The 22,525-nt window shown below is 75.5% G+C and carries 23 protein-coding genes; 13 read left to right on the top strand and 10 right to left on the bottom strand.

The features are described 5' to 3' along the window. Positions 1–159 precede the first annotated feature (159 nt). The 6 genes from ACI79F_RS02155 (at position 160) to ACI79F_RS02130 (ending at position 4,161) form a co-directional block, all read left to right on the top strand. Entirely contained in the window at positions 160–1,011 is an 852-nt protein-coding gene (locus ACI79F_RS02155) for an undecaprenyl-diphosphate phosphatase (protein WP_456543532.1), read from the top strand. Between the two features lie 115 nt (positions 1,012–1,126). Next, positions 1,127–1,828: a histidine phosphatase family protein gene (locus ACI79F_RS02150; RefSeq protein ID WP_456543533.1), complete on the top strand. Its 702-nt coding sequence runs from the start codon at positions 1,127–1,129 to the stop codon at positions 1,826–1,828. Positions 1,829–1,868: 40 nt separating this feature from the next. Next, positions 1,869–2,420: a DUF3090 family protein gene (locus ACI79F_RS02145; RefSeq protein WP_456543534.1), complete on the top strand. Its 552-nt coding sequence runs from the start codon at positions 1,869–1,871 to the stop codon at positions 2,418–2,420. A 7-nt stretch (positions 2,421–2,427) separates the two neighbouring features. Beyond that, complete coding sequence (locus ACI79F_RS02140) at positions 2,428–3,183, top strand: SCO1664 family protein (RefSeq protein ID WP_456543535.1); 756 nt, start codon at positions 2,428–2,430, stop codon at positions 3,181–3,183. Positions 3,184–3,331: 148 nt separating this feature from the next. Then, positions 3,332–3,718, top strand: a complete 387-nt coding sequence (locus ACI79F_RS02135; RefSeq protein WP_456543536.1) for a VOC family protein — start codon at positions 3,332–3,334, stop codon at positions 3,716–3,718. Continuing rightward, entirely contained in the window at positions 3,715–4,161 is a 447-nt protein-coding gene (locus ACI79F_RS02130; protein WP_456543537.1) for an SRPBCC domain-containing protein, read from the top strand. The genes ACI79F_RS02135 and ACI79F_RS02130 overlap by 4 nt, the downstream gene beginning before the upstream one ends. A gap of 3 nt (positions 4,162–4,164) precedes the next feature. On the opposite strand, the gene ACI79F_RS02125 is transcribed toward ACI79F_RS02130, so the two are convergent. After that, on the bottom strand, positions 4,165–4,944 hold the full coding sequence (locus ACI79F_RS02125; protein WP_456543538.1) for a maleylpyruvate isomerase family mycothiol-dependent enzyme: 780 nt from the start codon (positions 4,942–4,944) through the stop codon (positions 4,165–4,167). Positions 4,945–5,042: 98 nt separating this feature from the next. On the opposite strand from ACI79F_RS02125, the gene mshC reads away from it, so the two are divergent. Beyond that, positions 5,043–6,326, top strand: a complete 1,284-nt coding sequence (gene mshC / locus ACI79F_RS02120) for a cysteine--1-D-myo-inosityl 2-amino-2-deoxy-alpha-D-glucopyranoside ligase (protein ID WP_456578867.1) — start codon at positions 5,043–5,045, stop codon at positions 6,324–6,326. Next, positions 6,326–7,357, top strand: a complete 1,032-nt coding sequence (locus tag ACI79F_RS02115) for an HD domain-containing protein (protein WP_456543540.1) — start codon at positions 6,326–6,328, stop codon at positions 7,355–7,357. Before mshC ends, ACI79F_RS02115 begins: the two co-directional genes overlap by 1 nt. Positions 7,358–7,361: 4 nt before the next feature. Here ACI79F_RS02115 and ACI79F_RS02110 read toward each other — a convergent pair whose 3' ends face one another. The 3 genes from ACI79F_RS02110 to ACI79F_RS02100 form a co-directional block, all read right to left on the bottom strand. Next, positions 7,362–7,682 carry a TfoX/Sxy family protein gene (locus ACI79F_RS02110; RefSeq protein WP_456543541.1) on the bottom strand — a complete coding sequence of 107 codons (321 nt, stop codon included), beginning with the start codon at positions 7,680–7,682 and terminating at the stop codon, positions 7,362–7,364. A gap of 3 nt (positions 7,683–7,685) precedes the next feature. Continuing rightward, entirely contained in the window at positions 7,686–8,129 is a 444-nt protein-coding gene (locus ACI79F_RS02105) for a VOC family protein (RefSeq protein ID WP_456543542.1), read from the bottom strand. Positions 8,130–8,229: 100 nt separating this feature from the next. Next, entirely contained in the window at positions 8,230–9,093 is an 864-nt protein-coding gene (locus ACI79F_RS02100; protein ID WP_456543543.1) for a PAC2 family protein, read from the bottom strand. A gap of 158 nt (positions 9,094–9,251) precedes the next feature. Here ACI79F_RS02100 and metH point away from each other — a divergent pair, with 158 nt between their 5' ends. Then, positions 9,252–13,052 carry a methionine synthase gene (gene metH / locus ACI79F_RS02095; RefSeq protein ID WP_456543544.1) on the top strand — a complete coding sequence of 1,267 codons (3,801 nt, stop codon included), beginning with the start codon at positions 9,252–9,254 and terminating at the stop codon, positions 13,050–13,052. Positions 13,053–13,061: 9 nt separating this feature from the next. Here the strand turns inward: metH and ACI79F_RS02090 are convergent, their stop codons facing one another. From ACI79F_RS02090 to ACI79F_RS02080, 3 genes are all read right to left on the bottom strand, one after another. After that, complete coding sequence (locus ACI79F_RS02090) at positions 13,062–14,243, bottom strand: amidohydrolase family protein (protein WP_456543545.1); 1,182 nt, start codon at positions 14,241–14,243, stop codon at positions 13,062–13,064. Between the two features lie 68 nt (positions 14,244–14,311). Further along, entirely contained in the window at positions 14,312–14,551 is a 240-nt protein-coding gene (locus tag ACI79F_RS02085; protein WP_456543546.1) for a hypothetical protein, read from the bottom strand. Between the two features lie 70 nt (positions 14,552–14,621). Continuing rightward, the gene (locus ACI79F_RS02080) at positions 14,622–15,425 is read right to left on the bottom strand and encodes a thioesterase family protein (protein WP_456543547.1); all 804 of its coding nucleotides are present in this window, start codon (positions 15,423–15,425) and stop codon (positions 14,622–14,624) included. A gap of 72 nt (positions 15,426–15,497) precedes the next feature. Between ACI79F_RS02080 and ACI79F_RS02075 the strand changes: the two genes are divergently transcribed. Then, positions 15,498–16,241 carry an HAD family hydrolase gene (locus ACI79F_RS02075; RefSeq protein ID WP_456543548.1) on the top strand — a complete coding sequence of 248 codons (744 nt, stop codon included), beginning with the start codon at positions 15,498–15,500 and terminating at the stop codon, positions 16,239–16,241. A gap of 17 nt (positions 16,242–16,258) precedes the next feature. Here ACI79F_RS02075 and ACI79F_RS02070 read toward each other — a convergent pair whose 3' ends face one another. The 3 genes from ACI79F_RS02070 to ACI79F_RS02060 are packed head-to-tail and all read right to left on the bottom strand — an operon-like array spanning position 16,259 to position 18,582. Next, positions 16,259–16,798: an HtaA domain-containing protein gene (locus tag ACI79F_RS02070; protein WP_456543549.1), complete on the bottom strand. Its 540-nt coding sequence runs from the start codon at positions 16,796–16,798 to the stop codon at positions 16,259–16,261. 41 nt (positions 16,799–16,839) lie between these two features. After that, positions 16,840–17,628 (bottom strand): maleylpyruvate isomerase family mycothiol-dependent enzyme, encoded by a 789-nt coding sequence (locus tag ACI79F_RS02065; protein ID WP_456543550.1) that lies wholly within the window; start codon positions 17,626–17,628, stop codon positions 16,840–16,842. 30 nt (positions 17,629–17,658) lie between these two features. Then, positions 17,659–18,582, bottom strand: a complete 924-nt coding sequence (locus ACI79F_RS02060; protein ID WP_456543551.1) for a RecB family exonuclease — start codon at positions 18,580–18,582, stop codon at positions 17,659–17,661. Between the two features lie 98 nt (positions 18,583–18,680). Between ACI79F_RS02060 and ACI79F_RS02055 the strand changes: the two genes are divergently transcribed. The 3 genes from ACI79F_RS02055 to ACI79F_RS02045 all read left to right on the top strand — a co-directional run bounded on the left by ACI79F_RS02055 (position 18,681) and on the right by ACI79F_RS02045 (position 22,460). After that, on the top strand, positions 18,681–19,559 hold the full coding sequence (locus ACI79F_RS02055) for a tRNA (adenine-N1)-methyltransferase (protein ID WP_456543552.1): 879 nt from the start codon (positions 18,681–18,683) through the stop codon (positions 19,557–19,559). 176 nt (positions 19,560–19,735) lie between these two features. Next, positions 19,736–21,469, top strand: coding sequence for a proteasome ATPase (gene arc, locus ACI79F_RS02050; RefSeq protein ID WP_456543553.1), 1,734 nt, complete (start codon positions 19,736–19,738; stop codon positions 21,467–21,469). Positions 21,470–21,554: 85 nt separating this feature from the next. Continuing rightward, positions 21,555–22,460, top strand: coding sequence for a septum formation family protein (locus ACI79F_RS02045; RefSeq protein WP_456543554.1), 906 nt, complete (start codon positions 21,555–21,557; stop codon positions 22,458–22,460). Positions 22,461–22,525: the final 65 nt, after the last annotated feature.

Below are 22,525 nucleotides of genomic sequence, written 5' to 3'. Positions count from 1 at the left end.
CGGCGGCGCAGCCGGGGCGCGCGGGCCTGCTGGGGACGGCGCGCCGGGCGGGCACCCTGGGACCGGCGCGGCCGCCGCCTAGGGTGGGGTCCCGTGCCTGTGGAGTCGCTCGAGCGCAGAGACCGTTCCCCGGCGACTCCGACGGTGAGGGGCTGAGCGGTGGGCTGGTTCGAGGCCGTCGTCCTGGGCCTGGTGCAGGGGCTGACCGAGTTCCTGCCGATCTCCTCCAGCGCGCACCTGCGCGTGGTGGGGGAGGCCTTCGGCTGGGACGACCCCGGTGCGGCGTTCACCGCGATCGTGCAGATCGGCACGGAGCTGGCGGTGCTGCTCTACTTCCGCAAGGACATCTGGCGGATCATCCGCGCCTGGGTGCTGTCGCTGGGCCGGCGGGAGCTGCGCGGCGACCCCGACGCCCGGATGGGCTGGCTGATCATCATCGGCAGCATCCCGATCGTCGTCCTCGGCCTGCTGTTCCAGGACGACATCGAGACCACGCTGCGCGACCTGCGGATCGTGGCCATCTCGCTGGTGGCGTTCTCCCTGGTGCTGTTCTGGGCCGACCGGGTGGGCCGCAAGCAGCGGGAGCTCAGCGACCTCACCGTCCGCTCGGGGCTCACCTTCGGCCTCGCGCAGGCGATGGCGCTGGTGCCCGGCGTCTCCCGCTCCGGCGGCACGATCACCGCCGGCCTCTTCCTGGGCTTCACCCGGGCCGCGGCGGCCCGCTACTCGTTCCTGCTGGCCATCCCGGCGGTGCTGGGCTCCGGCGGCTTCCAGACCTACGAGGCGCTGGCCGGCGACACCGAGGGCGCGCCGATCGCCTGGGGGCCGACGGTGCTGGCCACGGTGATCGCGTTCGCGGTGGGCTTCGTCGTCATCGCCTGGCTGCTGCGCTACCTGGACCGGGGCAGCTTCACCCCGTTCGTCGTCTACCGCGTCGTCCTCGGCCTGGCGCTGCTCGCGCTGGTCGGCGCCGGGGTGCTCGACCCGCTGCCCCCGGAGACGGTGCCCTGACCCCCGCCGGGATCAGCTGACCTGATCGTGGCGCGTCCTCCCTCACGGTGTGCGGTGAGGGAGGACGCCGTGCGGTGAGGGAGGACGACGCCGCGGCCCCCTAGGCTCGGGCCCCGTGACCACCGTCATCCTGCTGCGGCACGGCCGGACGACGGCCAACACCGGCGGCGTCCTCGCCGGCTGGACCCCGGGCGTGCAGCTCGACGAGACCGGGCAGGCGCAGGTCGCCGCCGTCGGGCAGCGGCTGGCGCCGGTCCCGCTCGCGGCGGTGGTCAGCAGCCCGCTGGAGCGCTGCCGGGCGACCGCGGACGCCGTCCTGGCCGGCCGCGACCTCGAGCTGCGGACCGACGACCGGCTCGGCGAGGCCCGCTACGGCGACTGGACCGGCCGCCCGCTCAAGGAGCTGGTCAAGGAGCCGCTGTGGAAGGTGGTCCAGGCCCATCCCTCGGCCGCCGTCTTCCCCGGCCCGGAGGGGGAGGGACTGGCGCAGACCCAGGCCCGGGCGGTCGCCGCCGTCCGGGAGTGGAACGCCCGGCTCGGCCCCGACGCCGTCTGGCTGGCCTGCTCGCACGGCGACGTCATCAAGGCCGTGCTCGCCGACGCCCTCGGCCTGCACCTGGACCAGTTCCAGCGGATCGTCGTGGACCCCGCGTCCATCTCGGTGGTCAGCTACACCGACACCCGGCCGTTCGTCCTGCGGCTCAACGACACCGGCGGCGACGTCGGCGCGCTCGTCCCGCCAAAGCGCAGGGGCCGCCGGCGCCGGAAGGCCGACTCCGACGCGGTCGTCGGCGGCGGCGCGGGAGCCACCGTCTGACCTGCGGCGCCCCGTCGCCGTGCCCGCGTAACCTGGGCCCGTGCCGCGCCAGGTCCACCTCTTCGAGCGCCCGTCCCGGTTCGTCGCGGGCACCGTCGGCCAGCCCGGTGACCGCACCTTCTACCTCCAGGCGTCCGACGACGCCGGCCGCGTGGTGAGCGTCGCGCTGGAGAAGACCCAGGTGCAGGTGCTCGCCGACCGCATGTCCGAGCTGCTGGACGAGGTCGCCAGCCGGCCCGGCGCGGTCATCCCGCCCGACGCCGACGTCGACGACCTCGACCCGCTCACCCCGCCGGTCGACGAGGAGTTCCGGGTCGCGGCGATGGGGCTGGCCTGGGACGGGCAGGCCCAGGCGGTCGTCGTCGAGGCGGTCGCCGCCGGCGAGGAGCCGATCGACGAGGACGCCATCCTGTCCGACAGCGACGAGGGCCCCGACGCGCTGCGGGTGACGATCACCCCCGGCGCCGCGCGGGCGTTCGTCGCCCGGGCCCGCCGCGTCGTCGCCGCCGGCCGCCCCGCCTGCCCGCTGTGCTCGCTGCCGCTGGACCCCACCGGGCACGTCTGTCCCCGGCAGAACGGCTACCGGCGCTGACCGCGCGATGAGCGAGCAGCCCACCGGCGCCGGACCGGACCTGCGCGCCCCCGACGGCCCCGCCCAGGCGCGCGCCCTCCTGCTCGAGGGGGAGATCGACGTCGAGGGCCGGATGCTCGACGCGTCCAACGTCACCCTCTTCGGCACGATCCGCACCGCCGCCCTCGCCGCCGAGTGCGTCTACAAGCCGGTGGCGGGGGAGCGGCCGCTGTGGGACTTCCCCGACGGCACCCTGGCCGGCCGCGAGGTGGCCGCCGCGCTGGTCTCCGACGCCACCGGCTGGGAGGTCGTCCCGCCGACGGTGCTGCGCGACGGCCCGTTCGGCCCCGGCATGGTCCAGCTGTGGGTGGACGGCGACGAGTCGGTCGACCTGGCCGCCTTCGTCCGCACCGACCACCCCGGGCTGCGGCGGATGGCGGTCTTCGACGCCGTGGTGAACAACGCCGACCGCAAGGGCGGGCACATCATCCCGACCCCGGCCGGCCACGTGTACGGCGTCGACCACGGCATCTGCTTCTCCGCCGACCCCAAGCTGCGCACCCTGCTGTGGCGCTGGGCGGGCAAGCCGCTGCCGGTGGCCGCCCTCGAGGTGCTCGAGCGGCTGGCCGACGACCTGCGCGGCGACCTGGGCGAGCAGCTGCACGAGCACCTGACCCGCCGCGAGGTGCGCGCCACCCAGCGGCGCGTCGCCGAGCTGCTGCGCACCCAGCTGCACCCCGAGCCCAGCGGCGAGTGGCCCGCGCTGCCCTGGCCGCCGTTCTGAGCACATCGCGGTCCTCCGGACCGCACCGCGGCCAGGTGCCGTCCCCGGCTGAGCCGAGCCCTGCCGTCGTACCGCGCCGGGAACCCTCCGGGCTCCGCAGCGCGGCACGACCACTCGCAGGGGCGGCTCCTGTCCCTAGGTTGTCCCCATGCCGCACCGTTCGCGCCTGGCGATCCTGCTGCTCGACCTCCCGCCGGAGCACCACGTCGCCGGCCTGGACTTCTGGTCGGCGGCCACCGGGCACCCGGTCGAGCCCGACGCCTCCGACGACGACTGGAACTCCCTCGGCGTCTTCGGGGACGGCTTCCACCTCGAGGTGCAGCGCACCGGCGAGGGGACGCCGCCGCGGTGGCACGTGGACGTGGAGACCGACGACATCCCGGCCGAGGTGGCGCGGCTGGAGGCCCTCGGCGCCCGGCGGCTGCGGGACATGGGCTCCTTCTGGCAGATGACCGACCCGGCCGGCCTGGTGTTCTGCGTCGTCGGCATCCAGACCGGCGACGCGTTCGACCGGCACGCGGTGACCTGGCCGTGAGCACCACCCGGGTCACCGCCCGCCTGCCCGCGCCGCCGGACGCCGTCTACCGGGCGCTCACCGAGCCCGACCTGATCGCCGGCTGGCGGTTCCCCGAGGGGATGACCAGCACGGTCGAGCGGCTCGGCGGCGGCGTGTTCCGGGTGTCGCTGGCCTACGACGACCCGCAGACCCCGGGCAAGAGCGGCGGGCACACCGACACCTACCGCGCCCGGTTCACCCGGCTGGTCCCCGGCGAGCTCGTCGTCGAGGTCGACGAGTTCGAGACCGACGACCCGGCCCTGCGCGGCGAGATGACCATGACGATCACCCTGCGCCGCGCCGGCGGCGGCACCGACCTCACCGCCGTCCACGAGGGCGTGCCCGACGGCGTCCCGCCCGAGCAGAACGAGGCCGGCTGGCGGATGGCGCTGGACCGGCTGGCCGCCCTGCTGCGCGGCTGAGGATCAGTCGCCCCGCACCAGGTCGAGCATCGCGGCGGCCTGCAGCCCGTCGCCGTGCACGGTGAGCACCTCCACCGGCAGGCGCCGCCACACCGCCAGCAGCAGGTCGCCCGCCGTCCCGGTGAGCGTGGCGATCGGCTGCGGCCGGCTGCCGGGGAACAGCACCCGCTCGGCGCCGGCGTCCAGCGCGCGCAGGACGACGGGGTGCGCGTCCGCCGGCGGACCCTCCGGCAGGGCGGCGGGCACCATCACCTCCAGCCACTCGTCGAGGCCGTCCAGCCCGACGTCGGCCGGGATCGGGCGCACCCCGCCCAGCACCTCCTCCACGTCGGCGGTGTGGACGACGGCCTCGTGCGCCTGCCGCCGCAGCACGAACCCGACGTCGCGCCGCGGCGCCCACGTCCACACCGGTGCGGCCGGGTCCGCGGCGGCCAGCGTCGTCTCCAGCTCGGCCGACCCGGCGATCAGCCAGCCGAGCAGCTCCTCGTCGGGCCGGCGCGCGGGCGCCGGGTAGCCGCCGGGGTCGCCGGCCCGGGTCCGCACCACCCACGTCCAGAAGTGCTGCACCTCGGCCAGGTGCCGCACCAGGTCGGCCAGGGCCCAGCCCGGGCAGCCCGGCACCGGCGCCGTCCAGCCGCGGGCCAGCACGGCCTCGGCGGCCGCGTCGGCGAAGCGGGCGTCGGCCCGCCGCAGCACGGCCAGGTGGTCCAGCGGCCCGGCCGGCCGGGGGCGCGGCACGGCCGGGTCCCCGCCCGGCGCTGTCAGGTCCTCGCGCAGCTCCACGGCCGCACCTCCTCCGTCGTCGGGCCGGTCCCTCCGGCGGGGGAGCGGGCCGGGGACGACCCGGGGAGAGCGTCGGCCCCCGCCTCTACGCTCGGGACGTGCTCTCCTGGCCCGCCCCCCTGCTGCCGACCCTGCCCGGGACCGGCCCGGCGCTCAAGCTCCACGACACCGCCCGCGGCGAGGTGGTCGAGACCAGCCCGGACCGGGTGGCCCGCATGTACGTCTGCGGGATCACCCCCTACGACGCCACCCACCTGGGGCACGCGGCCACCTACCTCGCGTTCGACCTGGTCAACCGCCTGTGGCGGGACGCCGGGCACGCCGTCCACTACGTGCAGAACGTCACCGACATCGACGACCCGCTGCTCGAGCGCGCCGAGCGCGACGGCGAGGACTGGGTGGTGCTCGGCATGCGGGAGACGGCGCTGTTCCGCGAGGACATGACGGCGCTGCGGGTGCTCCCGCCGGACGACTACGTGGGCGCGGTCGAGTCGGTCCCGCGGATCGTCGCGCACATCGAGGCGCTGCTCGACGCGGGCCTGGCCTACGTGCTCGACGACGGCACCGGCGACGTCTACCACGACGTGGCGCAGGCGCCGGGGTTCGGCGGGGAGTCCCGCTACGACGAGGCCACCATGCTCGGCTTCTTCGCCGAGCGCGGCGGCGACCCCGACCGGCCGGGCAAGCGCAACCGCCTCGACCCGCTGCTGTGGCGCGGGGAGCGCCCCGGCGAGCCCTCCTGGGCCGGCCCCCGCGGCACCGCCGGCCGGCCCGGCTGGCACATCGAGTGCGCCACCATCGCGCTGGAGACCATCGGCATGGGCTTCGACGTGCAGGGCGGCGGCAGCGACCTGGTCTTCCCGCACCACGAGTACTCCGCCGTCCACGCCGAGGCGCTGACCGCGACCAAGCCCTTCGCCCGGGCCTACGTGCACGCCGCGATGATCGGCCTGGACGGCGAGAAGATGAGCAAGAGCCGCGGCAACCTGGTGTTCGTCTCCAAGCTGCGCGGCGAGGGCGTCGACCCGATGGCGATCCGGCTGGCGCTGCTGTCGGGCCACTACCGCACCGACCGGGCCTGGACGCCGCAGCTGCTCACCGACGCCGAGCAGCGGCTGGCCACCTGGCGCGCCGCGACCGCGCTGCCCGCCGGGGTGGCCGCCGCGCCCGTGCTCACCGGGCTGCGCGAGCGGCTGTCCGACGACCTGGACAGCCCCGGCGCCCTCGCCGTCGTCGACGAGTGGGCGGCGCGGACCCTCGCCGCCGGCGACGACCCGGCCCTGGAGGAGGGCGCCCCGGCGATCGTCGCCGACGCCGTCGACGCGCTGCTCGGGGTCGCCCTCGACGCGGGGGGCGGGGCCCCGGCCCCGCGGGAGGGCTGATGGGCGGCTTCCGGCTCACCGGTCGTGCCGCCCGCGAGCGCGACGAGGACGCGCGGCTGGCCGCGGCCGGCGCGCGCTCGTCGGCCAGCCGCGGCCGGGCGCGGCCCGAGCCGGAGGACGCCCTGCGCACCGCGTTCGAGCGCGACCGGGACCGGATCCTGCACGCCAAGGCCTTCCGGCGGCTCAAGCACAAGACGCAGGTGTTCCTCAACCCCGACGGCGACCACTTCGTCACCCGGCTGACCCACACCCTGCAGGTGGACCAGGTCGCCCGGGCGCTGGCCCGGGCGCTGGGGCTCAACGAGACCCTCGCCGAGGCGATCGCCCTGGGCCACGACCTGGGGCACTCGCCGTTCGGGCACATCGGCGAGGACGCGCTCGAGCCCTACGTGCCCGGCGGCTGGCACCACGCCGCGCAGGGCGTGCGCATCGTGGAGGTGCTCGAGGACCTCAACCTCACCTGGGAGGTCCGCGACGGCATCCGCGCGCACAGCTGGAAGATCACCCCGCCGCCGACGACCCGCGAGGCCGAGTGCGTGCGCTACGCCGACCGCATCGGCTACCTCTCCCACGACGCGCTCGACGCCGTCCGCGCCGGGGTGCTGCGGCCCGGCGACCTGCCCGCCCGCGCCCGCGCGGTGTTCGGCGAGCCCGGCAGCGCGATGGTGGGCGCGATGATCGACGCCGTCGTCGCCGGGTCGCTGGCCGACGGCGACCGGGTGGTCATGGCGCCCGAGCCGCTGGAGGCGATGCACGAGCTGCGGGCCTTCATGTTCGAGCGGGTGTACTCGTCGGAGACCGCCGCCGGGCAGAAGCAGCTGGCGGTCGACGTGATCCGCCGGCTGGTCGACCACCACCTGGCCCACCCCGAGCTCATCCCGGCCAGCTACCGGGACGCCGACGCGGACCCGACCACCCAGGTGGTCGACCACGTCTCCGGCATGACCGACCGGTTCGCCCTCACCACCCACGACCGGCTGTTCGACGGGGACGCCACCGCCCGGATGCGGCCGCTGCTGCCCGCCGCGTGAGCGGTCAGGCCCGGCCGGCGGCGGCGAACCCCACCTCGATCCAGCGCAGCAGCGCCGCGTCGTCCGGATAGCCGGCCGGCGCGACGACGACGAAGCCGTCCGCCGTCCGCCCGCCCATCCGCAGCGGCGCGACGTGCGGCTCGGCGAGCGCCGCCGCGGCCCCGTCCCGGCCCACCCGCACCACGAGCCCGCCGGCGTTCACCCCGCAGGCCAGCCGGCCGCCGGCGCCGAACGACCGGCCGCCCACCATCCGCTTCTCCTCCACGCCGGCGCGGTCGGCCAGCAGCCGCCGGACGCGGTCCAGGGTGGCCCCCTCGACGGCCACCGATCAGCCCTCGACCGCGCCGATGTGCACCGTGCCGTCGGGGTCGACCCGCAGCCCGGGGTTGTGCGCGACCTCCCAGCGGACGCCGCCGGGGTCGGCGAAGTAGGCGTGGAAGCCGCCGAACGCCGCCGGCTGCGGCGGTTTGACCACCCGGGCGCCGGCGGCCTCGGCGTCGGCGACCACCTGCCGGACGGCGTCGGGGGAGTCGACGTTGTGCGCGAGGGTGAAGCCGCCGCCGACGACGACCTCGTCGGCGGGCACGCCCATGTCGGCGGCGAGGTCGTCGGCGCCGAACAGGGCGAGCAGCAGGCCGGCGTTGACCTGGACGAACACGACCTCACCGGGCACGTCGAGGGCCGGGGTCCAGCCCAGGCCGTCGACGTAGAAGCGGCGGGCGGCGTCCAGGTCGGGGACGGCGACGGTGAGCAGGTCCAGGCGTGGCTGCATGCCCCTCACCCTGGCAGCACCCTGCGACGAGATCTGCACACTCGTCGGCATCAGGTCCTGATGGTGACGAGTGTGCAGATCTCGACGAGCGGGCGGGGGCTCAGTTGGGGGAGGAGCCCCGGCGGCGGAGGTAGCGCTCGAACTCGCGGGCGATCGCGTCGCCGTTGGCCTGCGACAGGTCGACCTCGGTGGCGCGCTCCTCCAGCGAGCGCACGTACTCGACGACCTCGTCGTCCTCCTGGGCCATCTCGTCGACGGTCTTGACCCACTCGTCGGCCTGCTGCGGCAGCGCGCCCAGCGGCACGGTCACCTCGAGGACCTCTTCGACGCGCTGCAGCAGCGCGACGGTGGCCCGCGGGGACGGCGGCTGGGACACGTAGTGCGGCACGGCCGCCCAGAAGCTGATCGCCGGCAGCCCGGCCTGCACGCAGGCGTCCTGGAAGACGCCGAGGATGCCGGTGGGCCCCTCGTAGCGGGAGGTCTCCAGGCCCCAGCGCTCGGCCGACTCGGCGTCGTAGGCCGACCCGGTCACCGGCACCGGCCGGGTGTGCGGGGTGTCGGCCAGCAGCGCGCCGAGGGCGACGACGGTGCGCACCTCCAGCTCGCGGCACAGCTCGATGAGCTCGTCGCAGAAGCTGCGCCAGCGCATGTTGGGCTCGATTCCGCGGATCAGGACGACGTCGCGGTCCGACCCCGGCGGGCGGGCGACCGACACCCGGGTGGTGGGCCACTCGACGCGCCGGCTCACGCCGCCCACGAGGGAGACGGTGGGCCGGTTGACCTGGAAGTCGTAGTAGTCCTCGGGGTCCAGCGCGGCCAGCGGGCTGGCGTCCCAGATCAGCTCCAGGTGCTCGAGCGCCCCGGTGGCGGCGTCACCGGCGTCGTTCCAGCCCTCGAAGGCCACCACCACCACGGGGTCGGTGAGCTGGGGCAGGTCCTCGGGCGGGGACTTCGGGTCGATCACCCCTGGAAGCCTACGTCGGTCCGGCCACCGCGCCGGGAACGCGCACGCGGTCAACAGGGTTGCCGCGGGATGAGACCATGAGGGCTCGTCGCGTCGGCTCCGCGGACCGTCCGGCCTGCCGCCCTGCCCGCCACCGCCCCAGCCTGCGAGGACCGCCCGTGCCCCAGACCCCGGACCTGCGCCCGGACGCCACGGCAGAGCTCACCGCCCTGCTCCGCGAGCGGATCCTGGTGCTCGACGGCGCGATGGGCACCGCCATCCAGCGCGACCGGCCCGACGAGGCCGGCTACCGGGGCGCGCGGTTCGCGGACTGGCCGACCGAGCTGCAGGGCAACAACGACCTGCTGGTGCTGACCCAGCCGCAGATCGTCGCCGGCATCCACCGCGAGTACCTCGACGCCGGCGCCGACCTGATCGAGACGAACACCTTCAACGCCAACGCCGTCTCGCTGCGCGACTACGGGATGTCCGACCTCGCGTACGAGCTCAACCTGGAGGCCGCCCGGCTCGCGCGCCGCGAGGCCGACGCCGCGACCGCGCGCACCCCGGACCGGCCGCGGTACGTGGCCGGCGCGCTGGGCCCGGCCAGCCGGACGGCGTCGATCTCCCCGGACGTCAACGACCCCGGCGCCCGCAACGTCAGCTTCGACGAGCTGGCGCAGGCCTACCTGACCCAGGCCGACGGCCTGGTGGACGGCGGCGCCGACGTGCTGCTGGTCGAGACGATCTTCGACACGCTCAACGCCAAGGCGGCCGTCTTCGCGCTGGAGACGCTGTTCGAGCAGCGCGGCCGGCGCTGGCCGGTGATGATCTCCGGCACGATCACCGACGCCTCCGGGCGGACGCTGTCCGGGCAGGTCACCGAGGCGTTCTGGCACTCCGTCCGGCACGCGCGGCCGCTGGCCGTCGGGCTCAACTGCGCGCTCGGCGCCGCGGAGATGCGGCCCTACCTGGCCGAGCTGGCCCGGCTGGCCGACACCTTCGTCTCCTGCTATCCCAACGCCGGGCTGCCCAACGCCTTCGGCGAGTACGACGAGGCGCCGGCCGACACCGCCGGCGTGCTCGCCGAGTTCGCCGCCGCCGGCCTGGTCAACGTCGTCGGCGGCTGCTGCGGCACCACCCCCGAGCACATCGCGGCGGTCGGCGCCGCCGTCGCGGGCGCCGCGCCCCGCACCCCGGCCGCCGCCCGGCCGGCGCTGCGGCTGTCCGGCCTGGAGCCGCTGACCGTCGACGCGGACTCGCTGTTCGTCAACGTGGGGGAGCGGACCAACATCACCGGCTCGGCCCGCTTCCGCCGGCTGATCCGCGACGGCGACTACGCCGCGGCACTGGCCGTCGCCCGCCAGCAGGTCGAGGCCGGCGCGCAGGTCATCGACGTCAACATGGACGAGGGGATGATCGACGGGGTCGCGGCGATGGACCGCTTCCTCAAGCTGGTCGCCGCCGAGCCCGACATCTGCCGGGTGCCGGTGATGGTGGACTCCTCCAAGTGGGAGGTCATCGAGGCCGGCCTCAAGTGCGTGCAGGGCAAGTCGATCGTCAACTCCATCTCGCTGAAGAACGGCGAGGAGGAGTTCGTCGCCCAGGCCCGGCTGTGCCGCAAGCACGGCGCCGCCGTCGTCGTGATGGCCTTCGACGAGGAGGGGCAGGCCGACAGCCTGCAGCGCCGCCAGGAGATCTGCCGGCGGGCCTACGACCTCCTCGTCGGGCAGGTCGGCTTCCCGGCCGAGGACGTCATCTTCGACCCGAACGTCTTCGCGATCGCCACCGGCATCGAGGAGCACGCCACGTACGGGGTGGACTTCATCGAGGCCACCCGCTGGATCAAGGAGAACCTGCCCGGCGCGCTCGTCTCCGGCGGCGTCTCCAACGTCTCGTTCTCCTTCCGCGGCAACAACCGTGTCCGGGAGGCCATCCACGCCGTCTTCCTGTTCCACGCCATCCGTGCCGGCATGGACATGGGCATCGTCAACGCCGGGGCGCTGGAGGTCTACGACGAGGTCCCGGAGCTGCTCCGGGAGCGGATCGAGGACGTCGTCCTGAACCGGCGGCCCGACGCCACCGAGCGGCTGCTGGAGATCGCCGGCGACTTCGCCGGCACCGGGGAGGCCGTGGAGGCCGCCACCGAGGAGTGGCGGTCGCTGCCGGCCGGCGAGCGGATCACCCACGCCCTGGTGAAGGGGATCGACGAGTTCGTCGAGGCCGACACCGAGGAGCTGCGCGCGGAGATCGCCGCCCGCGGCGGCCGGCCGATCGAGGTCATCGAGGGCCCGCTGATGAGCGGCATGAACGTCGTCGGCGACCTGTTCGGCGCCGGCAAGATGTTCCTGCCGCAGGTGGTCAAGTCCGCCCGGGTGATGAAGAAGGCCGTCGCCTACCTCATCCCCTACATCGAGGCGGAGAAGCAGCCCGGGGACGCCGAGCGCAGCAACGGCAAGGTCGTGATGGCCACCGTGAAGGGCGACGTCCACGACATCGGCAAGAACATCGTCGGCGTCGTCCTGCAGTGCAACAACTACGACGTCGTCGACCTGGGCGTGATGGTGCCCGGCCAGAAGATCCTGGACGCCGCCAAGGCCGAGGGCGCTGACGTCATCGGCCTGTCCGGGCTGATCACGCCGTCGCTGGACGAGATGGTGAACCTGGCGACGGAGATGGAGCGGCAGGGCTTCGACATCCCGCTGCTCATCGGCGGGGCGACGACGTCGCGGGCCCACACCGCGGTCAAGGTGGCCCCGGCCTACCACGGCCCCGTGCTGTGGGTGAAGGACGCCTCCCGGTCGGTGCCGGTGGTGGCCGCCCTGCTGTCCGACGAGCAGCGCCCGGGCCTGCTGGCCGGCGTGGAGGCCGAGTACGCGCAGCTGCGCGAGCGGCACGCCGCCCGGACCGACACCCGCGCTCTGCTGTCCCTGGACGCCGCCCGCGCCGCCGCGCCCGCGCTGGACTGGGGCTCCTACACCCCGCCGCGGCCGCGGATGCTGCTGCAGCAGGCCCGGGACGTGTGCACCGGCCCCGACTGCGACCACGCCCACGGCCTGGCCACCCAGTTCGTCCGCACGTTGGCGGACTACCCGCTGGCCGAGCTGCGCGAGTACGTCGACTGGCAGCCGTTCTTCAACGCCTGGGAGATGCGCGGCCGGTTCCCCGACATCCTGCACAACCCGGCGACCGGCGAGGCGGCGCGGCGGCTGTACGCCGACGCCCAGGCGATGCTCGACCGGATCGTCGGGGAGCGGTGGCTGCGGGCCAGCGGCGTCTTCGGCCTCTTCCCCGCCAACCGGGTCGGCGGGGAGGACATCGCGGTGTACACCGACGAGACCCGCCGCGCCGTCCGCACCACGCTGCACCAGCTGCGGCAGCAGACCGAGGGCCGCGACGGCGCCGCCCGCAAGTCGCTGGCCGACTTCGTCGCGCCGGCCGAGAGCGGCCTGCGCGACTACGTCGGCGCCTTCGCCGTGACCGCCGGGCTGGGCGCGGCGGAGCGGGTCGCGGCGTTCAAGGCGGAGAACGACGACTACAGCGCGATCCTGCTGGAGTCGCTGGCCGACCGGCTGGCCGAGGCCTTCGCCGAGCGGCTGCACGAGCGGGTGCGCCGCGAGTTCTGGGGCTACGCCGCCGACGAGCGCCTCGGCAACGACGAGCTGATCGCCGAGCGGTACCGCGGGATCCGGCCGGCGCCGGGCTACCCCGCCTGCCCGGAGCACACCGAGAAGCAGACCATCTGGGAGCTGCTCGACGTCGAGGCCGCCACGGGCATCACCCTGACCGAGAGCATGGCGATGTGGCCCGGTGCCGCCGTCAGCGGCCTGTACTTCTCCCACCCGGAGTCGCGCTACTTCGTGCTGGGCCGGCTGGGCCGCGACCAGGTCGAGGACTACGCGCACCGCAAGGGCTGGACGCTGGCCGAGGCCGAGCGCTGGCTGTCGCCGAACCTGGGGTACCGGCCCGACGACGAGTGACCCGCCGGCTCAGGCGGGCACCGTCTCCCGGCCGCGGCAGACGACGGTGCGCAGCCGCAGCAGGGCGGTGACGTCGGCGGTGGCGTCGCCGTCGACGACCAGCAGGTCGGCCTGCAGCCCGGGGGCCAGCCGCCCGGTCCGGTCGCCGAGCCCGCAGGCCCGCGCCGCGGCACCGGTGGCGGCGGCGAGCGCCGCCGTCACCGGCAGGCCGCACCCGACCAGCTCGGCCACGCCGTGCGGCAGGACGCCGTGCGGCTTGGCCGGGCCGATCCCGGCGTCGGTGCCGGCGATCAGGGCCACCCCGGCCGCCGCGAGCGCCGACACGTTGGCGAGCTGGGCGTCGTAGTCCATGCCGACCGCGGCCATGCGCTCCTGGACGTGCGGGGGCGGCACCATCCCGGGGACCCGGCCGAGGGTCGGGCACACCGGGGTGCCGTCGGCGACCAGCCGGGCGACGAGCTCCGGTGGGCGGCGCACCCCCGCGGGGGTCAGGCAGCTGGCGTGCTCGATCCCGTCGGCCTCCGCGTCGACCACCCGCTGCACCGCGGTCAGCGGGTGCGCGTGCACGGTCACGGGCAGGCCGTGCCGGTGCGCCTCGTCGACCACCGCGCGCAGCTCCGCAGGCTCGAACTGGCAGGCCTGCGGGTCGCTGGCGAACGAGAGCAGGCCGCCGCTGGCCATGACCTTGACGACGTCGGCGCCGTGCCCGGCCCGGTCGCGCACGGCCCGGCGCAGCGCCGCCTCGCCGCGGGCGGCGCCCCCCATGGACGCGCAGTGCCCGCCGGGTGAGGTGAGAGGCGGCCCGGACCCGACGACGGTCGGGCCGTCCGGCCGGTCGCGGTGGCGGTCGAGGACGGCGAAGCGGTGGTCGCCGAGGTCGCGGACCGCGGTGACCCCGGCGGCCAGGTGCGCGGCCAGCGCCGCCCCGATGACCGCGTCGAGCTCTGCGGGGGAGCGGCCGGGGACGACGTCCAGGGCCTGCGGGCCGCCGTCGGCGCAGAGGTGGACGTGGGTGTCGACGAGCCCGGGCAGCAGCGTCGTCCCGGGCAGGTGGTGGACCTCGACCCCCGCGGGCGCGGGAGCCGACGCGGGCTCGACGCCGACGATCCGCTCGCCGTCGACGAGCACCAGGGCGCCGCCGGGGAGCACGCGGTCGCCGTCGAAGGCGTGGTCAGCCCGGTATCCGCGCATGCCGGCTCCCGAGGGGAGCGGACGGGTGGGAGGAGGCTACCGCCGCCGCGGGCCCCGGCACGGCGTCGTCAGACGCGGGCCTGGCACTCCAGGCAGGCCGGGGCCTGGAACTGCTGGGTGTGCCCCGGCGGGAAGGGGACCTCGGGGTGCACCTCGTCCAGCTCGGCGCCGCAGCAGGCCCGCGCGCCGGGCGCACCGGCGTCGCTGCGCGGGACGGCGTGCGGCGTCCGCCGCTGCACCGGACGTCCGTGACTGCCCCGCCCGGGCGCGGCGTCGACGTGGATGCCCGTCACGTACTCGACCGTCATGCGCGGCAGCGTGCCACGTGACCCACCTCACAGTCACCGGTCCGCGCCACGGCGTGACGTGCTCCGCGGGTCACCGCGCCCGCGGCTGCACCAGCTGGCTGACCGTGACGAACGCGACGACGCCGTCGAGGTCGCTCAGCGTCGCCGTGGACACGCCCCGGCCGAGCGCCGGGTGGAACCGCGTCTCCCCGGTCAGGGCCAGCCACTCGCCGGTCGACTGCCGCAGCACGTGCGCGTTCACGTCCGGGTTGATGGTGGTCGCGGTGCCGGCGTCCATCGAGACGTTGATGTTGTTCGCGTAGTCGAAGGCCAGCGCCATCCGCGACGCCGGGCGGACCGGCTCCCCGGCCACCACCGGCACCTCCAGCCGGACCCACACGCCGCGGGCGGCGCCGTCCCGGGTGGGCGCGTAGCGCATGTCGACGGCCTGCAGGAAGCCGGTGGGGCCGGTCGAGGTCTCGCGCAGGCTGACCGCCTCCTCGGGCGCGACCAGCGGCGCGGCGGCGTCGACCGGGGCGCCGCCCGGGTGGCCGTCGAGGCCGGTCAGGTCGGCGTCGCGCAGCCGCAGCGCCGACGCGCGGGCGCACAGGGCGCCGTCGGCGACGAGCTCGAGCTCGACCAGCTGGAGCTTCCTGCCCTCGCGGACGACGGTGCGCGTCACCGACAGCGGCCGGCCCAGCGTAAGCGGGCGGACGAGGTCGGCGGTCAGCCGGCTCAGCGTCATCGGCACGAGCGTCGGGACGTCGTCGAGGCAGTGCGCAAGCAGCGCCAGGGTGGAGCCGCCGTTGGCGTGCCGGGGGTCCCAGGCGCCCTGGGACAGCTCCGTGGCGACGAAGGAGTCGCCGTCGCGGACGAACAAGGCGCGGTCGGGCATGCCGGCCACCGTCTCACAGCGGCCCCGGCCCGCCGCCGTACCGTGGACGGCGATGCACACGCGAGCCGCCCGGTGACCACGCCGACCCAGGAGACGACCCAGGAGCACCCCACCGGGCAGGACCGGGCGCCCGACGCCGTCCTGTTCGACATGGACGGCACGCTCGTCGAGACCGAGGAGTACTGGGGCGAGGCGCTGTTCGACCTCGCCCGCCGCCGCGGCGGCGAGCTCAGCGCCGCCGCCCGCGCGGCGACGGTCGGCACCAGCATGCGCACGGCGCTGGGCGTGCTCTACGCCGACCTCGGCCTGACCGCCGACGAGGCGCTGTTGCGCGCCGACGCCGCCTTGGTCGAGGACCGGGTGGCCGACCTGATGGCCGCCGGGGTGCACTGGCGGCCGGGCGCCCGCGAGTTGCTGGCCGCCGTCCGTGCCGCGGGCCTGCCGACGGCGCTGGTGACGACGACGCCGCGGCGGCTGACCGACCTGGTGCTCGTCTCGATGGCTCGCTCGTTCGCCGGCCGGGTGCCGTTCGACGTGACCGTCTGCGGGGACGAGGTGCCCGCCCGCAAGCCCGACCCCGCGCCGTACCTGCAGGCCGCGGACGCGCTGGGGGTCGACGTCCGCCGCTGCGTGGTGGTGGAGGACTCGGTGGTCGGCGTGACGGCGGGGCTGGCGTCGGGCGCCGCGGTGCTCGGGGTGCCGGCGATGCAGGCGATCGACCCGGCGCCGGGCCTGGTGCTGCGCGCGACGCTGGCCGGCCTCGGCCCCGCCGACCTGGCCGCGCTGCTGGCCGGCCGCGAGGTCGCCGAGCGCTGACGGTCAGCCGCCGGCGGTCAGCCGCCGGCGACCGGCAGGACGATGCTGAGCTTCTCGAACGGCTCGCCCGGCTGGTACACGTCGTTGAACAGCACCGACCCCGCCTCGGTCAGCCGGACGTCGGACCCCAGCCACACCTCGGCCCCGTCGGGCGCCGGGCCGGGCTGCACGGTCAGCGTGACCAGCGGGACCCGGTCGGCCCCCGCCCGGGCGTACGGGTCCTCGATCGACAGCTCCGCCCGGTCGCCGCGGACGGTGATCAGCGGCGCGGCCACCCGCACGAAGAGCATCCCGCCGTGCCCGCGGAACCGGACGTCGCCGCGGAAGGCCCAGGTGCGCTCGGCGTCCCCGCCCTCCCCGCCGTGCGCGGCGTCCCCGGGCTCCTCGGCGGCGTCGCGGTACGGGAAGAGGATGGTGTCCTCGCCCAGCGGGGTCGCGCCGTCGTGGATCGAGCCCTGGCCGTCGGGCATCCGGCGGACGTAGGCGACGAACGACCGCTTGATGCCCCAGAGCAGGCCGAAGGGGATGTCGTCCGGCCCGGCCGGCTGCTCGCTCATGGCCCCGGATCCTGCCACCCCGCCCGGCCCGGCCCGGCCGCTCAGCCGAAGGCGTTCGCCGCCAGCCAGGCGTCGAGCAGCTCGCGGTCGCCGAACACCTCGGCGGCGGTCCCGTCCACGTCGCGCCGGCGGTAGACCAGCAGCACGAGCTCGGTCAGCGGCCCGCGGACGGCGACCGCGGACTTCTCGTGCGCCCGCCGCCACGAGGGGACAGCGCCGGTCAGGTCGACCACCCACTCGGCGTCCAGCCCGGCCGGGGCGTCGGTGGCGTGCAGGTGGACGGTGCGCCCGGGCCCGAGCAGCGCCCGCCGGTGCGGGAAGAGTTCGACCACCGCGGGCAGGCAGCCCAGCTCCAGCCACTCGTCCAGCGTGTCGGCGGCGGCGTCGGGGTCGAGGGCGTAGGGGAGGCCCGCGGCGAGCGTCGCGTCGGCGCGGTGCACCGCGGTCTCGTGCGCGAAGCGGCGGGCGAAGAAGCTCGCCGTGCCGGGACCCAGCGGCGTCCACACGGCGGCGTCGGGCCCGGCCTCGCGCAGGGCGGCGGCCAGGGCCGCGCTGGCCTCGGCGAGCGCGGCGTCCAGCTCGGCGGGGGACTGCTCGGCGTCGCGGACCACGTCGCGGAAGAACGCGTCGTCCGGCGGCTCGGTCGCGCGGGTGGCGACGACCTCGGCGGCCCAGCGCTGCCCGCCGGCCAGGTGCCGGGCCAGCGCGCCGATCGTCCAGCCCGGGCAGGTGGGCACCGGCGCGGCCGGGTCGGCGGACCGGACGACGGCGCGCAGCAGGTCGGTCTGCTCGGTGAGGACGCCGGTCAGCCGGTCGTGGTCGAGGGGCACGGTGCGGCAGCCTCCCAGACGCCGGCCGGGCTAGTCCCGCTCCACCACCGGCAGGGTGGCCCAGCCGGCCGCGGCGGCGGCCTCGGCGGGGAACGGCGGGGGAGTGCCGCCGAACGAGGGGCACAGCGCCTGGTGGTCGCACCAGTCGCACAGCCGGGTGCGGTTGGGCCGGAAGTCCTGGGTCGACACCGCCCGCTCGATCGCCGCCCAGATCGCCTGCAGGGTCCGCTCGAAGCGGACCAGCTCGCCCTCGTCGGGGGCGTAGGTGAGCGCGTCGCCGTCGCCGAGGTACAGCAGCTTGAGCTGGCTGGCCACGACGCCGCGGGTGCGCCACAGGACCAGCGCGTAGAACTTCATCTGGAACAGCGCCTTGCCCTCGAAGGCCTCGCGCGGCATCGACCCGGTCTTGTAGTCGACGACCCGCAGCGCCCCGTTGCGCGCCACGTCGAGCCGGTCGACGAAGCCGCGCAGCAGCAGCCCGTCGGGCAGGGTCACCTCGACCAGCTGCTCGCGGCCCTCGGGCTGGATGCGGGTCGGGTCCTCCAGCGAGAAGTAGACGTCGACCAGCTTCCCGGCCGAGGCCAGCCACTGCTCCAGCGACGGGGCGGGCTCGCCGGACTCCGGCGCCTGGAACAGCTCGGTGACCGACGGGTCGGCCGACAGCTCCTCCCAGGCCGGGGCGAGCAGCTCCCGCGCGGCCTCGGGGGTCCGCTCCGCGGGCGGGAGGTCGTACAGCTTCTCCAGGACCGCGTGCACCAGCGTGCCGCGCACCGCGGCGAGGCTCTTGCGCTCGGGCAGCCGGTCGATGGTGCGGAAGCGGTACAGCAGCGGGCAGGTCTTGAAGTCGGCCGCGCGGCTCGGCGACAGCGAGGGCCGCCGGGGGGCCGCGTCGGCGGGAGCGCCCGGCGCCTCGACGGAGGCGGGGGAGACCGGGTCGGTGTGGAGCGCCGTCATGGCATCGAGGCTAGGTCGGCCCACCGACAGTTCCGAGCGCCCGCGCCGGACGGTGGACGGCGGAGGGCTCCCGCGCCTCCTCCGTACCCTCGGCGCCCGTGGACCCGCAGCAGGAGCAGCCCCCCGCGACCGACGCACCGCCCGCCGAACCGGTGCCCGGCGCCTTCGCCGTCGGCGACCGGGTGCAGCTGACCGACCCGAAGGGCCGGCACCACACCGTCGTCCTCGAGGCGGGGAAGCTCTTCCACACCCACCGCGGCGCGATCGCCCACGACGACCTCATCGGCGCCCCGGAGGGCTCGGTCGTGCACTCCACGGCCAACACCGGCTACCTGGCGCTGCGCCCGCTGCTCGCCGACTTCGTGCTGTCCATGCCGCGCGGCGCCCAGGTCATCTACCCCAAGGACGCCGCCCAGATCGTCGCCTTCGGCGACGTGGGGCCCGGCATGCGCGTGCTGGAGGCCGGCGCCGGGTCCGGGGCGCTGACCTGCTCGCTGCTGCGGGCGGTCGGCGACGGCGGCTCGGTGACCAGCTACGAGCGCCGGGAGGACTTCGCCGACGTCGCCCGCGGCAACGTCGGCGCGTTCTTCGGCGAGGTGCCGGCGACGTGGCGGCTGCGCGTCGGCGACCTGGCCGACCACCCCGCCGACGAGGTCGTCGACCGCGTCGTCCTCGACATGCTCGAGCCCTGGGCGGTGCTGCCCACCGTGGCCGCCGCGCTGCGCCCCGGCGGCGTGCTGGTGGGCTACGTGGCCACGGTGACGCAGCTGTCGACCTACGTGGAGGCGCTGCGCGAGCAGGGCGTGTGGACCGAGCCGTACGCCTGGGAGTCGCTGATCCGGCCCTGGCACGCGATCGGGCTCGCCGTCCGCCCCGAGCACCGGATGGTCGCCCACACGGCGTTCCTGGTGACCGCCCGGCGGCTGGCCGAGGGCACCGTCGCGCCGGTCCGCCAGCGCCGCGCGCAGAAGTACTGACACCCCGGCCACCCGCTGCCCGCGGCGGGGCCGGTATCACCTCGGCGGCAGTGTCGCGAGCCGGCAGCACCGTCGTCCCCCGCGTGTATAGATTTGCCTCCTGGCTCCCCCGAGGTGTGCGGAGGTGCGCGATGGGCCTGGGTCCCGATGAGTTCCGAGCGCGGCGTGAACGGGATGTGACCGCGCTGCTCAGCCAGATCTCCTACCTCGAGGAGGAGATCGGTCTCCTGCGCCGGAAGGTGGCCGAGAGCCCCCGGACCGTGCGCGTCCTGGAGGAGCGGATCGCCGAGGCGGAGGGCCGTGCGGCCTTCCTGTCCGAGCGCAATGACAAGCTCGCCGGCACGCTCCGCGAGGCCCGCGAGCAGCTGGTCGCCCTCAAGGAGGAGGTCGAGCGGCTGGGCCAGCCGCCCTCCGGCTACGGCGTCTACCTCACCCGGCACGAGGACGGCACGGTCGACGTCTTCACCGGCGGCCGCAAGCTGCGCGTGTCGGTGTCACCGACGGTCGAGCTGGACACGCTGCGGCACGGCCAGGAGGTCATGCTCAACGAGGCGATGAACGTCATCGAGGCCCGCGGCTTCGAGCGCACCGGCGACATCGTCCTGCTGAAGGAGCTCCTCGAGCCCGTGGAGGGCGAGGTGCGGCGCGCCCTGGTGATCGGGCACACCGACGAGGAGCGGGTGGTCTTCCTCGCCGACACGCTGACCGACCAGCAGCTGCGCAGCGGCGACTCGCTGCTGCTGGAGACCCGGTCGGGCTACGTGTACGAGAAGATCCCCAAGAGCGAGGTCGAGGAGCTCGTGCTCGAGGAGGTCCCCGACATCGACTACGGCGACATCGGCGGCCTGGCCCGGCAGATCGAGCAGATCCGCGACGCCGTCGAGCTGCCGTTCCTGCACGCCGACCTGTTCCGCGAGTTCGAGCTGCGCCCGCCCAAGGGCATCCTGCTGTACGGCCCGCCCGGCTGCGGCAAGACGCTCATCGCCAAGGCGGTGGCCAACTCGCTGGCCAAGAAGGTCGCCTCGGCCCAGGGGGACGAGAGCGCCAACTCCGGGCGCTCCTACTTCCTCAACATCAAGGGCCCCGAGCTGCTCAACAAGTACGTCGGGGAGACCGAGCGGCACATCCGGCTGGTCTTCCAGCGGGCGCGGGAGAAGGCGAGCGAGGGCACCCCGGTCATCGTGTTCTTCGACGAGATGGACTCGATCTTCCGCACCCGCGGGTCGGGGGTGTCCTCCGACGTGGAGAGCACGATCGTGCCCCAGTTGCTCAGCGAGATCGACGGCGTCGAGGGCCTGGAGAACGTCATCGTCATCGGCGCCTCCAACCGCGAGGACATGATCGACCCGGCGATCCTGCGGCCGGGCCGGCTCGACGTGAAGATCAAGATCGAGCGCCCGGACGCCGAGGCCGCGCGCGACATCTTCAGCAAGTACCTGACGACGACGCTGCCGCTGCACCCCGACGACCTCGCCGAGCACGGCGGCAGCCGCGAGGCGACGATCAGCGGGATGATCCAGCGGACCGTCGAGCGGATGTACACCGAGACCGAGGAGAACCGCTTCCTCGAGGTGACCTACGCCAACGGCGACAAGGAGGTCCTGTACTTCAAGGACTTCAACTCCGGGGCGATGCTGCAGAACATCGTCGACCGCGCCAAGAAGATGGCGATCAAGGAGCGGCTGGAGACCGGCGCCGGCGGGCTGCGCGTCGGCCACCTCATGCAGGCGTGCCTCGACGAGTTCAAGGAGAACGAGGACCTGCCCAACACGACCAACCCCGACGACTGGGCGCGGATCTCGGGCAAGAAGGGCGAGCGGATCGTCTACATCCGCACGCTGATCAGCGGCAAGGGCAGCGAGTCCGGCCGCGCCATCGACACCGCCACCAACACCGGCCAGTACCTGTAGCGCGCCCGGTCGCGGCGCGGCAGCCCCCGGGCCGCCCGTGCCGCGACCGTGGGCGCCGGTGCGGGTCGGAGGGAGGCCGGCGGACGTGGCTGCGGTGCGCGGTGGGGGCGCCCGGCGCGGCGCCGCGCGGGCGGGCGCGGCGCTGTGCGTGCTCGCGCTGCTCGCGGCCTGCACGGGCACGGCCGCGGGGGAGGCGTTGCCCGCCGACCTCGGCCCGGCCAAGCCCACCGTGCCGGTGGCCGGCCCCGGGGGCGCGGACCCCGCGGCCCCGCCGGTGGTCGGCACCTGCTGGGCGCTGGAGGCGGGGCAGGAGGACACGCCCCTGGACCCGCCGCCGGCGGTCTCCTGCGGCAGCGAGCACAGCGCCGAGACGGCGGTCGTCGGGGACACCGGGCTCGGCGCCGGCGACGAGCGGCCGTCGGAGGAGGAGCTGTCCGGCGACGGCGCGCTGGCGACCGCGGTCGACGAGCTGTGCGACCTCGACGACGTGGTGGGCTACCTCGGCGGGACCGACCCGGAGGACCCGCACGCCTTCTACGCCGTCTTCCTGCCCGACGAGGAGCAGTGGGCGGCCGGGGCGCGCTGGATGCGCTGCGACGTCTTCTACGGCTACGTCAGCCCGCAGTCCGCGCCGGGGGTGATGGCCCGCGCGCTGTCCGGCCCGGACGCCGCCGCCTACCGGGTGTGCTTCGCCGGGACGCCGACCGACTACGGCGTCGTCCCCTGCTCGGAGGAACATCAGGCCGAGCCCACCGGCTACCGGCTGGCCGACCTCCCGGTGGACGCCCCCTACCCGGACGAGCCGACGCGCGCCGGGCTGGCCGCCAGCTGCGCGGGGTCGGTGCAGGACTACCTCGGCGGGCCGCCGCCGCTGGGCTACACCCCGGACGTGTGGATCGACACCGCCGGGGAGTGGCCGGACCGCCCGGACGCGCGGTGCGTGCTGGTGCCCGCCGGCGGCGGGTCCACCACCGGCAGCGTCCGGCCCTGAGGCCGCCCGGCGGGGTCCGGCGACCGCCTGCGACCGGCTGCGGCGGGCCGGAGCCGGCGCGGCCT

The sequence above is a fragment of the Blastococcus sp. SYSU D00868 genome (assembly GCF_054050575.1).
The sequence above is the reverse complement of the archived record's forward strand: the minus strand, read 5'-3'. Positions and strand labels throughout refer to the sequence as shown.